This is a genomic window from Bartonella sp. AC130YNZD, assembly GCF_042196865.1.
Taxonomy (GTDB): domain Bacteria; phylum Pseudomonadota; class Alphaproteobacteria; order Rhizobiales; family Rhizobiaceae; genus Bartonella.
Genome location: NZ_JBHIQZ010000007.1, coordinates 1 through 12485, shown reverse-complemented (window position 1 = coordinate 12485; position 12485 = coordinate 1). Strand labels below are relative to the sequence as shown.

Annotated in this window: 13 protein-coding genes and 1 tRNA gene; 7 read left to right on the top strand and 7 right to left on the bottom strand. The window is 37.0% G+C overall.

What is annotated here, in order from left to right; genetic code table 11:
* Positions 1–673: 673 nt before the first annotated feature.
* On the bottom strand, positions 674–1582 hold the full coding sequence (locus tag ACFINU_RS04235; RefSeq protein WP_375618193.1) for a cation diffusion facilitator family transporter: 909 nt from the start codon (positions 1580–1582) through the stop codon (positions 674–676).
* A 764-nt stretch (positions 1583–2346) separates the two neighbouring features.
* Here ACFINU_RS04235 and ACFINU_RS04230 point away from each other — a divergent pair.
* Complete coding sequence (locus tag ACFINU_RS04230) at positions 2347–3156, top strand: TrmH family RNA methyltransferase (RefSeq protein ID WP_375618192.1); 810 nt, start codon at positions 2347–2349, stop codon at positions 3154–3156.
* A gap of 274 nt (positions 3157–3430) precedes the next feature.
* Here ACFINU_RS04230 and mnmA read toward each other — a convergent pair whose 3' ends face one another.
* The gene (mnmA, locus tag ACFINU_RS04225; RefSeq protein WP_375618191.1) at positions 3431–4654 is read right to left on the bottom strand and encodes a tRNA 2-thiouridine(34) synthase MnmA; all 1224 of its coding nucleotides are present in this window, start codon (positions 4652–4654) and stop codon (positions 3431–3433) included.
* 389 nt (positions 4655–5043) lie between these two features.
* Here mnmA and ACFINU_RS04220 point away from each other — a divergent pair, with 389 nt between their 5' ends.
* Positions 5044–5334 carry a DUF1153 domain-containing protein gene (locus ACFINU_RS04220; protein ID WP_375618190.1) on the top strand — a complete coding sequence of 97 codons (291 nt, stop codon included), beginning with the start codon at positions 5044–5046 and terminating at the stop codon, positions 5332–5334.
* A gap of 124 nt (positions 5335–5458) precedes the next feature.
* On the opposite strand, the gene ACFINU_RS04215 is transcribed toward ACFINU_RS04220, so the two are convergent.
* Positions 5459–5845, bottom strand: coding sequence for a flagellar export protein FliJ (locus ACFINU_RS04215; protein ID WP_375606932.1), 387 nt, complete (start codon positions 5843–5845; stop codon positions 5459–5461).
* A gap of 565 nt (positions 5846–6410) precedes the next feature.
* On the opposite strand from ACFINU_RS04215, the gene ctrA reads away from it, so the two are divergent.
* Positions 6411–7112 (top strand): response regulator transcription factor CtrA, encoded by a 702-nt coding sequence (gene ctrA, locus ACFINU_RS04210; protein WP_273790819.1) that lies wholly within the window; start codon positions 6411–6413, stop codon positions 7110–7112.
* Positions 7113–7336: 224 nt separating this feature from the next.
* On the opposite strand, the gene chpT is transcribed toward ctrA, so the two are convergent.
* Entirely contained in the window at positions 7337–7975 is a 639-nt protein-coding gene (gene chpT / locus ACFINU_RS04205; protein ID WP_375618189.1) for a histidine phosphotransferase ChpT, read from the bottom strand.
* Between the two features lie 214 nt (positions 7976–8189).
* Between chpT and ACFINU_RS04200 the strand changes: the two genes are divergently transcribed.
* Genes ACFINU_RS04200 through ACFINU_RS04190 form a run of 3 tightly spaced genes read left to right on the top strand, consistent with a single transcriptional unit; the run spans position 8190 to position 9456 of the window.
* Positions 8190–8786, top strand: coding sequence for a DUF1134 domain-containing protein (locus ACFINU_RS04200; RefSeq protein WP_375618188.1), 597 nt, complete (start codon positions 8190–8192; stop codon positions 8784–8786).
* A gap of 27 nt (positions 8787–8813) precedes the next feature.
* On the top strand, positions 8814–9200 hold the full coding sequence (locus ACFINU_RS04195) for a hypothetical protein (RefSeq protein WP_375618187.1): 387 nt from the start codon (positions 8814–8816) through the stop codon (positions 9198–9200).
* Positions 9190–9456 carry a hypothetical protein gene (locus ACFINU_RS04190; protein ID WP_375618186.1) on the top strand — a complete coding sequence of 89 codons (267 nt, stop codon included), beginning with the start codon at positions 9190–9192 and terminating at the stop codon, positions 9454–9456. Before ACFINU_RS04195 ends, ACFINU_RS04190 begins: the two co-directional genes overlap by 11 nt.
* A gap of 324 nt (positions 9457–9780) precedes the next feature.
* Here the strand turns inward: ACFINU_RS04190 and ACFINU_RS04185 are convergent, their stop codons facing one another.
* Complete coding sequence (locus ACFINU_RS04185; RefSeq protein WP_375618185.1) at positions 9781–10899, bottom strand: DegT/DnrJ/EryC1/StrS family aminotransferase; 1119 nt, start codon at positions 10897–10899, stop codon at positions 9781–9783.
* A gap of 49 nt (positions 10900–10948) precedes the next feature.
* Entirely contained in the window at positions 10949–11905 is a 957-nt protein-coding gene (locus ACFINU_RS04180; protein WP_375618255.1) for a Gfo/Idh/MocA family protein, read from the bottom strand.
* Positions 11906–12069: 164 nt separating this feature from the next.
* Here ACFINU_RS04180 and ACFINU_RS04175 point away from each other — a divergent pair.
* A tRNA-Met gene (locus ACFINU_RS04175) sits at positions 12070–12146 on the top strand.
* 224 nt (positions 12147–12370) lie between these two features.
* On the opposite strand, the gene ACFINU_RS04170 is transcribed toward ACFINU_RS04175, so the two are convergent.
* Positions 12371–12485, bottom strand: a 115-nt coding sequence (locus tag ACFINU_RS04170) for a DnaB-like helicase C-terminal domain-containing protein (protein ID WP_375667382.1), incomplete at its 5' end; no start/stop codon positions are given.

Here is a 12485-nt window from a genome sequence, read left to right as displayed (position 1 = left end):
ACTGAAGCTATTCAGATAAACGTCTAACTTTGTATAATCTACACGGATAAAATCATATTTGAAGAATGGCGGTTATAATTACCTTTACTGACTGAAAGCTGAAGGCAAGCAAAACTCTGTTATTTCTTGTATCATACTTTCTTTTCATATGCTCGAGCTAAGAATTATCTATAGACCACCGCCATTCTAATCTTTATGAATATAAAAAATATTTTTTGCAAGCATAAGTAAAATAAGGTATGTTATGATTATTGTCTCACAAAGTATTTTATATAAAATTTATAATTAAGCTCTATTTCCTCTCGCCCTCAAAAACAAGAGATCTATTCTTGACAGCCCTGTAAACAATACATCTTCTTAAGCCAATTTCAGCGGATAACCATTTCATGTAATTCAATTAAATGCCACCAGCAAGCCTTACTTCTCGGCATTGACCGCGCACTCAAAAAATGCTTAAGAGATCAAATTTTATAGGTCTTATCTCACCACACCTTAAATGACAGTGTACGATAACAGAATAAATCTTGCCTTAAGAGACTCTGTTTAATCTTCCCCTTTATTGATGCAAAAATACAATCAACAAAAGAGCATCATCGTATTTTCAAGAGATATGAGTTGCCACACCGTAAAAAATTAATGTTCGTAACATGACAACCCAATTGAAAAAATCTTTTTATATAAAAGGGATCACCGTTGTACCAGGAGGCAATTTTGCCTCATCTTCAGGCTCGACATGAATAGAAATACGCACATTATCAAATTCTTTTTGAAGAACAGCTTCGATTTTATCACAAATTTTATGTGCTTCTCCTACCTGCATTATAGCAGGCACAACCAAATGAAACTCTATAAAAGTAACCCTCCCAGCAACACGCGTCCGCAAATCATGGACCTCAAGCGCACCCGATGCATTTGCAGAAATCAGCTCCCGAATCCGCATGCTTTCATTCAATTCAACGCCAACATCCATTAATCCCTGAACAGCATTTCTAATCACCTTCCAGCCCTGTAAGAGAATATTAACAGCAACGATTATCGCTAAAATTGGATCTAAAGCTCCCCATCCTCCGACAAAACCAGCAATCAAACCAATTAAAATTGCAAGAGACGTAAAAACATCAGTTATAAAATGTACTCCATCAGCTTTAAGAGCCGGTGAGCGATGGAGTTTTCCCTGCCCAATAAGAACCATTCCCCACATACAGTTTATGACAGTTGCAATAAGATGAATAGCAAGCCATATTCCAGGTTTCTGCAACAATTTAACGGTAGAAAGAGCTATCCATGCTTCTCTTAAAATAACAATTGCCGCAATAATAATGAGTACCCCTTCAAGAATTGCGGAAAAATATTCCGCTTTATGATGCCCAAAGGGATGATCATGATCTGCTGGCTTCATACTTACTTTAACAGCCCACCATGCTGCCAATGATGCAAGGATATTAACGATTGATTCCAATGCATCAGAATAAAGTGCAACCGAACCTGTGATGTGATATGCCCAATATTTCAAAGCAAAAACAATACACGCAATAAAAATAGAGTATAAAGTTAAGCTTTGTATATTGATTTTTACATCCATGAACCTCATCCTTTTCTTCACGAAATAGGGAATTAATATTTTCAACCATATCATTATACTTTTGGCATAACGACGATCTTTCCTCAATATTACAGAAGCTTCATCATACAATAAACGCTTCAGCTCACCATTATTATCGTAAAAACTGCTCAGTTACACGAACAGCACCAATAAATAAAGAAGAGAGAAAATAATAGAAAGAAGAGCTTTCCCAAGAGCAATCAAACACATAACCTTCATTATTAATCGTTTTCTGAATAACTTAAAGCCATCTCACTTCTCATAAACGAAAAACTTGTTTTTGCTCAAATCTATCATAATCATGCATTTTTTTAGTCTTATGATGTGCATTATAACCCATCTATAAGCCATCTTTGCACCTTAGAAAAAATATCTTAGCACTCTACTGTAACCTTACAGGTCAACTGGATTTTAAAATATGATTTACTAAAAAATTTAGATATAGAAATGAAGAACAATGATTACCCTCAAAAAAAAGAATCTGGGCATTGGGGACCCAGATTCTTTTCCCTTAGAAATTAAGGGCATACAGAACTTGGGAAATAGCGGGGACCCAAGACACTGCACCCGATACGAGAAAAATATATGATTCCGTATCAGTATTTTCACATTATACCTATGGTTGCATATTGTCAACATAAATTCTACCATAAGTTTTAAAAAAGTATTTTTTTATCTCTCTTTTAAAATAAAAAAAATTCTAACATCTGGAAATCATAAGAAAAAAGCACTAAAAATCTCGCATGCATTTGAATATCACAACAATCAATGAAACAGATGATCCACGCCTAAAAGCCTATCATAATATCCGTGAAAAAGATCTTGTTGGACGGCAACATCAATTTATTGCTGAAGGCAAAGTAACTTTGTCCGCATTACTGCACTCAAAAGAGTTTTCTGCCATCTCACTGCTTATCGTAGCAAACCGTCTCTCTGGACTTCTACCGCTTTTAGAAAAAACACAGCCCCTATGTCCCATTTATTGCGTTCCACAAAAAGTTATGGATAATATCACCGGTTTCCATGTTCATCGTGGTGTTCTGGGTATTGGTAAACGCAAAATACTGCCATCTTTACAAAGTTTTTTACAATATCTTCCAGAAAAAGCTTTGATTCTTGTTTTATGTGGTATCTCGAATCATGATAATATGGGATCAATTTTTCGTAATGCAGCAGCCTTTGCCAGTAATGGCATTATTGTCGACAAAACCTCATGCGATCCACTTTATCGCAAATCAATAAGAGTTTCTGCCGGCGCTGCTTTAAAAGTACCCTATACACAAAACGCTGATATAGATGACATTATAGCTGCTCTAAACGATGAAAACTTTCATCTTTATGCACTCTCCCCTTCTGCCTCACACACTCTCAAACAAGCCAACAAAACCAAAAGAATGGCACTTATTTTTGGAACAGAAGGCGATGGCTTACCACCCCATATACTACAACAATCAAACACCTTACGTATTCCCATGACTGACGGTTTTGACAGCCTCAATGTTGCCACAGCCTCAGGTATTGCACTTGCTCATTTTACCAACTTTGACCACTAAAGATGATAACACTTCAAGTTATAGAACATACCTAATGTTGTGTGTTATCTACCAGTCTCCAATAATATTGCCGTTCCTTTGCCTTTGAAAGCATTGATAAAAAACATTTTTACATTTTTTTCATCACTTTCCACACCCTAACCCCACTTATGACGTGCAGAAGATATAATGTGATGGATTCAATCATAAAACAAATTTTCAATGAGAAAATCTTCCGGAAGTCTCTCATTCAAGTTTAAGGTTAAAAGATATCATTAAATCAATTTACTATGCTTTATAAAGCTGTTGTTTTTAGTTCTGAGGAAACAGAATCTTTTGTTTCGAGATTGCATAAAACGCGCTTCAACATCATTTCAGTATCGGCTGCACGTTCTGAATGTGTTACAAATCCTCCCCCAAGAATACGCGCCTCATGACCATTTCCATCATAAAGAACGCAAGCTTGCCCTGGTGCCACACCATTTTCACATTCCAATAAATCAACGGAAAAAATACCTTCTTTATAATGTAAACGCGCAAGGTGAGGAGGACGCGTTGAACGCACCTTTACAGCCACCTCAATACCTTGAGAAGGAAAATTATCTAACGACTCATCACCAAGCCAATTCACATCACGTAAAAAAAGCTTATGCGTTTCTAACATTTCACGCGGTCCAACAATAACACGTGCATTTTCCACATCGAGATAAACCACATAAAGCGCTTCACCCGTTGACACCCCAATACCACGACGTTGACCAACCGTATAATTAACAATTCCCGAATGTTTACCTAAAATCTTTCCATCAATATGGACAATAACGCCAGGATTAGCTGCTTCTGGACGCAGTTTTGCGATAACATCTGAATATTTTCCTTGTGGAACAAAGCAAATATCCTGACTATCATGCTTATTGGCAACCACAAAGCCCATTTCTGCTGCCATTTCACGAACGCGGGCTTTTGGAAGGTCACCAAGTGGAAAACGCAAATAATCAATCTGTTCTTGTGTCGTTGCAAAGAGAAAATAACTCTGATCACGATCATTATCGAGAGGACGAAAGAGTGCTCGATGCGCTCCGTGGGAACGCGAACGAATATAATGTCCCGTAGCCAAAGCATCTGCCCCCAATTCGCGTGCCGTTGCTAATAAATCAGCAAACTTAACCGTTTGATTACATGCAATACATGGTACTGGGGTCTCTCCATGAGCATAACTTTCTGCAAAAGGATCAATAACAGCTTCGCGAAAGCGCTTTTCATAATCAAGAACATAATGCGGTATTCCTAGTGTTTCTGCAACGCGGCGTGCATCCTCAATATCTTGTCCTGCACAACACGCCCCCACCCGATGCGTTGCTTCCCCATGATCATAAAGCTGCAACGTAATGCCAATAACATTATACCCTTCCTTTTTCAAAAGACCTGCAACAACCGATGAATCAACCCCCCCCGACATTGCAACAACAATGCGAGAATCCTCAGGTTGCCCTGGTAAATCAAGACTGTTTAAAAACATGTATTCATTCTCTATTTAATGCTCTGTTTAATGGCTACCTATATGTTGACATTCTGATGCACGCTCTTTAGCACTTTTACATGATTGATTGTCTTTATATTATTTTTTTATCCTTTCCACAACCATAGGCATTACTTTCTTAAGAGCTGCTGCAAACAAAAAAAGAATGATGGAAATAAGGCATAATGGTAATCGTTTAGGAGAAATCCTTTTTTCTCTTTTGAAAAATCCAGTAAAATATTGCAAGAATCTCTTCTACACACTTCAACTTGAGCTTCTTTTTACATACCCAATCACTTTATTAATTTTTTCTTTCAGCGCTTTTAGCTCTTTTTTAAATTTCATGCTCTATAAACGAATCAAGTCCTTGACTAAAGTAGAGGATACGAATGAGCAACTTGATAAAAACACAAATGAAATATGTTATTGGGCCAGATGGAAGTCCGCTTACAATTGCCGACCTACCGCCACAAACAACACGGCGCTGGGTGATTCGTCGCAAAGCTGAAGTTGTTGCGGCTGTCAGAGGTGGATTGTTAAGTCTTGACGAAGCGTGCCACCGTTATACTTTGACTGTAGAAGAATTTCTTTCATGGCAAAGTTTAATCGATGAACACGGTTTAGCGGGATTACGAACGACCAAGATTCAACACTACAGGCATGAAGTTGCCATTGATTAATAACATAAAGCAATCTATAAAACAGCCAAACTTGATAAAAGTTTGGCTGTTTTATACTATATCCAAAAGATAAACCTGAAAGAATGGATTTTTCAATAATTTCTTTTATCATCCAGCCATTAAATTAGCCAACCATTGAATTAGATTGAATCAAAATATCCTTATCATCCGCAGCAATCTTCTTTTCTCGTGCTTCCAAAAGCTGTGCACGTTGCAGCTCTGTATTAGCTTCATGGAGAGCAATTTCAGCATTTGTTTTTTGAAGTTCTAAATCACGAATTGAATTGATCAGATTATCACGTCTTTGCCGCGCTGCACGCGCAAAAGCAGAATAAGCAAAATGGTGAACATCATTGTTTCCAGATTTACGTTCTTCATGAGTAATCTGTGCTTCCAACTCTAACACCATTCGTTCAAATTCTGCGATCATCATCTCAAGCTGTGCAATTTCACGGCGCTTTCCACGCACTTGAAACATCCTCAATCGCACCATATTTTCTCGTGGCTTCATACTCACTACTCCTTGATTGCGCCAACTCAAAACTCGCATTCACACCCAATAAATATCTTTTAGTTATATATCTATCCGACAAAAACAGTCTATTAACTTGAAATTATAATAATTTTTGCCTTTCATTAAAGCATCTGAAAATACAATCTGCTTTAATAGAACAATAACTATTTCTTTAATTTTTCCCCCATTATAAACTGAAGAGGTTTAAAGCTCAGTAAATAAACACTGAAATTGTAAAAAAGTAATTTATAAAGCTCTTTTACAAATTTTTTTTAAGTTAAAGTTTATAGAAAAAGCTCTCCCTTTTTATTATGTTAAAAAATATAGGATTTTTCTAAAATAATTTTGTAGCCTCTTTCAAAAATAAAAATATTTTGTTAACCACTATCATGGATAGTGGGGAATTTAGTAGTGATTGTTACGCGTACTACTGAAATGTTCATAAACGCTTTGTTATAAGTGTTTGATTTAATGAATTGTTTTTATAACAGTGGTTTTGCCAACTGATATAAAATAGAAATGCTCCTTATGATTCGTGAAGGAGCAAAGTGAGGGATCTAAAATGCGCGTATTATTAATTGAAGATGATAGAGCAGTTACTCAAAGCATTGAGCTGATGTTAAAGTCGGCTAACTTTAATGTTTATATCACTGATCTGGGTGAAGAAGGTATCGATTTAGGAAAACTCTATGATTATGATATCATTTTGCTTGATCTGAATTTGCCTGACATGTCAGGGTACGATGTCTTGCGGACTCTAAGGTTGGCAAAAATAAAAACTCCTGTCTTAATCCTTTCTGGTATGAATGCCATTGAAGACAAGGTTCGTGGTTTTGGCTTTGGGGCAGACGACTATATGACGAAGCCTTTTCATAAGGATGAGCTCATTGCACGTATCCATGCAGTTGTTCGTCGTTCAAAAGGACATGCACAATCGGTCATTGTTACCGGAGACCTCACCGTTAACCTTGACACAAAAACTGTCGAAGTTGCAGGGCGCCCTGTTCATTTAACCGGTAAAGAATACCAAATGTTAGAGCTTCTCTCTTTACGCAAAGGCACCACCCTTACCAAGGAAATGTTTCTCAATCATCTCTATGGTGGAATGGATGAACCAGAACTAAAGATTATCGATGTTTTTATCTGTAAATTGCGGAAAAAATTGGAAGCAGTCTCTTCCAGTGTAAATTACATTGATACAGTTTGGGGACGTGGTTATGTATTACGTGATCCAGTTGAAGAGAACGTACGAAAAACCGCTTAAGCAGTGAACATGCACATTGTAAAATCTCGGAGTGTAGCGGGCCGAGATTTTTTCCCCGAGATCTTTTCTCTATTAAAAGTAGAGAACTCGCACACTAAAAATCTCATATAGAAAGCGCTTAAAGCTTAAGAAGTAACCACACCCAATTTACACATATAACCTTATCGCTCATAAGTTCAATCGAAGCCACTTTTCCCAACACAGCTTAAGCGCTTCTCTCTTATTCAAAGCTTTTTTACACTTTCTAAAACAATACAACCATCACTTTCATCAATATTTATTTTCATCTCTGTCATCTGAGCAAGTAACATTGTGTAATAAAATTGGATGACATGTGCATCAATAAGCTCTTCTTGAACTTCTCCATGAAATAACGCAAGAAAATGAGGGGGGATACGGAGAGTTCTACCGAAAACCTCAAATCGAAAAGAACGTTTATTTTCTTCTTGCAAAATCATAACAACAATTTCACCACCACGAGAAACTGTTGCGTTTGCAATCAATAATAAATTAAGCAAAAGTTTAACTTCATCTTTTTCTAACAATAAAGAAGAAGCTTGCCATTTTAAAGTTGCTTTTTCTTCTTTCATATATTGTTGAGCAACCTGCTCTGCAGTCCGTGTATCTATTTGTCCTCCACTTGCACCAGCAAAACCAAAAGCCAATCGCGCAAATTGTAGACGTGCAGCAGCACTCGCAACGGATAAACGCACCAATTGTAAAGCATCTTCTTCAGCTCCTCCTTCATCATAAAGCTCCATTGCATTTTGAATAGCCCCCACAGGTGAAATCAAATCATGGCAAATACGACTACAAAGCAAAGCAGCAAGATCCATAGGCTTCAAAGAAATATCTAACGTCATAATGATTGAAAACTCCTAGATTCAAAAAAACAAACTTTATTTTAAAGAAAAACTCTTAACATCTGATGCATAATAGGAAACATTAACAATCATGTTAAAAAATTCAGAAATAAATTCAAGAATTTAAATAACCTTATAGCTTATTTTTTATTTGAATAGAATGAAAATTCTAATATTATCTTTTTGTTTATCACTAATAAAAGGAGAAAACTCCATGGCTCTCTCTCTGCTCAAATACTGGTACAAAAATATTATATCTTTAATCTTCCTTTTATTCATCACCATAAACACTACACAAGCTCGACTAAAACCAATAGAGCAAAACGAACCTCATTATTCACTCCAAGAAATTATTGATTCTGGTCATATTTTTTTTGGAAAAACAGCTAGTGGTCTGGCTGTTGCAATTCAAAATATTTTTTCAAAATACGGTTATCCCAATGCCTATATTTTAGGAGAAGAAGCTTCTGGTGCCTTTTTTGCTGGATTAACCTATGGCGAAGGAATGGTTTTTACCAAAAGCTATGGTCAACATAAAGTTTTTTGGCAAGGTCCCTCAGTAGGATGGGATTTTGGCGGCCAAGGCTCCCGTTTAATGATCTTAGTTTACAATCTTAATGGCATAAATAATTTATGGAGACGCTATGGTGGTATTTCAGGTTCGGCCTATTTAATTGCAGGTGTTGGTTTTCATGTCCTAAAATACCATAATACCTTGTTAATCCCAATACGTACAGGAGTCGGCGCACGCCTTGGTATCAATATAGGATATTTAAAATTAACACCTAGACCAACATGGAATCCGTTTTAAACGTATTCTTATTTGAAAAGGGGTATTATGCTTATTCAATCATTTCTTTTTTTTATACTTGGAGTTGCTTTCACTTCCTGGTTACTGGTGCTTTTATCTCCTTTTATTTGGCGTAAAGCCGTTCATTTTGCGTATAAAGATGTTTGTGCGAAAATGCCATTATCACTCGCGGAAATAGAAGCAAATCACGATTTTCTTCGTGCACAACATGCTGTAGAATTAGCAAACAACCAACAAAAGTACGAATTTTTGCAAAAAAAATATGTCCAACAAAAAATACAACTGAGCCAAGTAACAGAACAGTTTTATCGGCTATGCCTCCCCACAAAAGATACTCTCACCAAAGAAGTGATAGCAATCAAACAAAATATCGCCACACTACACACTTCCAAAGGAAAGACAAATGATGCGTGAAAAAGTCGCACACTATCAGCAACGCTTACAAAAAATCCAAACTCATGAGCTGGACACGACCGCTAACCACCAATTGCTAGAAGAACTCCGAGAAGAAACAAAAGAACTTGCAGCAACATTAGCAGCTCAAATAGCGCTACAAGAGGGGAATACATCACCCATCAACACATTGATTCAAAAATCCAAAAGCAAAAATGACCTAGCATCACGTATTCACCAAAAAATAACTTTTCTCTCCAAAAGCCCCGTTAAATAAGTTATCTTTTAAAACACCTTAAATGAAGAGTAAAATCAACAAAGGTTCATTGTAACTTTCATAACCCAAATCCTTTTTATTAAACGTGACTTTTTTGCTAAGCTAAAGGACAAAGTTTTTTAGCCCATACCGTTCTGTTAAAAAATATCTTCTTGTCTAGAAGCTTCACTTTCTAATCATATCACCGCTCTAAAGGACAACATTTCATAGGTCCTAGAAAGGAAATAATACCAAAACATTGTCCACACACTCTAACAAAAAATACCTTCTAAGATGAATCACCAATAAAGCTTTGACCATAATTTTAAGGATAAAAACACGCTCTCAAGAGTGATAAAAATCTCTTATTTTTTTGATAATCATATCCTGATCCGTTTGTGTCAAGTAAGGATGCATTGGTAAACTTAAAACACACTCTCCTAAAGACTCTGAAACAGAAAGGGAATCTTTTACATAAGGGAAGTGTTTATAAGCTGGCTGTTGATGTAAAGGAGTTTTATAATAAATCATTGTAGGGATAGAATTTTTTTGTAAAAAATCTTTTAATTTATCCCGTTCTTTTACCTTAATCGTATATTGTGCATAAGCAGAACGAATATTTTCTCCTATTTCTGGAACTGTAACAATATCTCTTAAGCCATTGGAATAGCGTTGAGCAATTTCCACACGCTTTTCCATTTCATCTTCAAAAATCGCAAACTTTTCTAGTAAAATTGCAGCCTGAATGCTATCTAGACGCGAATTCATACCAATACGTACATTGTCATATTGCGTTTCACCTTTACCATGAAACAAAATAGAGCGTAAAAGTTCTGCAAAATGATCATCATTGGTCATCATAGCGCCTCCATCACCATAACATCCTAATGGTTTTGCAGGATAAAAACTTGTAGCAGCCACATCACCAAAAGCACCACACATAGTATTACCGCTTCTCCCCCCCATAGATTGAGCAGCATCTTCAATTATAAAAAGATTTTCCTTTGCAGCCACTTGAGCAATTTGCACATAGTCAGCAGAAAGCCCAAATAAATCAACGGCAATAATAGCTTTTGGCTTTAGACGGCCCTCTTTTTTTACCATTTCGATAGCGTGAGAAAGTTTTTCAACATCAATATTGAATGTATCAGGTAAAACATCAACAAAAACAGGTTTAGCCCCCACCAAAGCAACCACTTCAGCCGTTGCTGAAAATGTAAAACTAGGACAAAAAACAGCATCCCCTGGACCAATATTTTTAGCCATAAGAGGCATCTTCAAAGCATCTGTTCCATTAGCACATGCAATCACATGTTTAACGCCAAGATATTCTGCCAATTTCTCTTCAAATTCTGTCACTTTTGGCCCCAAAATATACTTACCACTAGCGACTACATGCGCAATTGCAAAATTAATTTTATCTTCAATACGCGCACGCTGCGCCCCAAGGTCGATGAATTGCATATTAACTCCATTGATCATCACAAGAATGCAAAAGCGCTACCTATCTCTTTTATCTATCATAATTGACATCAGCAGCTGTTAAAATCCGTAAAACCGCAATAGCATCATCACCATTTGTACGAGGTGATTGACGCGTTTCAATACAATGAAGGAAATGCCGTAATTCGCAAGTAAGCGGCAAATCTTCACAAACATCAATATAATTCAGCTCATCCATGCTAAAAGCCCACTCTTGATTTTCTTTCCAAACGGCAAAATAGTGCATTGCCAATTTACGACTCCACGGTTCCATATCATCAAAAACGAGTATAGCCTTTGTTCCAACAACAATTAAACGCCTCTCACGATAAGAACTCAAGCGTGAAGTAAAAAGATGACTACGCACGCCATTTGGAAAAATCATATGAATATGAGAAAAATCAGAAATCTGATCAACGACAGCAGCCCCCTCACCGCGAATTTCGGAAGGTTCACATCCTGTCAACGCCAAAATCATTGAGAGATCATGAGGGGCAAGATCCCATAAAGCATCACTGTGTGTGTGAAATTTTCCAAAGCCTAATCTATGAGAATAAATATATCGCACATCTCCCACATCTCCGTTTTTCACCAATTCACACATTTTTTCAAAAGCTGGATGAAAACGCAAAATATGGCCCACCATAAAAACTCGCTCATAAGCCTCAGCCTCCTGAACTTGGCGTTTAGCATCAGAAACATTCAAGGCTATTGGTTTTTCCACCAAAACATCTTTACCATTTTTAACAGCACGGAGCACATTTTGCGTATGCAATTGTGGCGGCAACGCTAATACCAGCGCATCAATATCTCGATGAGTAAAAAGATCATCTGGTGTAACAACCTTTACACCATACAGTGTTGCAAAACTAGCAGCACGATCATTATCAATATCAGAAACTGCTGCTAAAGCCCCGAGAGAGTGGAGTGTCCGTATATGATTTTCACCCCAATGACCGCATCCTAAAACCGCTACACGTGGCACCATTTTCATGCCTTACCTTACTTTATCATATGAAAATTACACTTTTACATATCGAGGATAAAATAGAATGACAAGAGAAAAGCTTAAAAACGATGCTTGACATCTTACTATTCTACCCCTTATATCCGCAAAAGATGTAATTATTGACAATTATGATTGCTTATTTTGGCGGAGTAGCTCAGTAGGTTAGAGCAGAGGAATCATAATCCTTGTGTCGGGGGTTCAAATCCCTCCTCCGCTACCATTACTTGTTTGTTGTGTGTATGTAGCTTGCCAGCGGGTGTAGCTTGCCAGCGGGTTTTGTATATTTTGCCACTAGTGTAGCTTGCCAGCAGGTTTTGTATATTTTGCCACTAGGTTTTGTACCAATTCATTTTTTTTCAAAGAGTTTTAAAGGTGTTCTCAAAGGGTCTTTAAAGACCTTATCTAAAGGGTATTTAAAGCTCCCTTTAACGCGTTTTTCTGCTCCTATTTTTCCAAATCACTAAAGCATGTAAAATCGGATTGAAAGGCAAGGGAAACGATTCCTGTCGGACCATGGCGTTGTTTTGCTATAATAACCTCAGCTTTGCCCTTGGCTTGC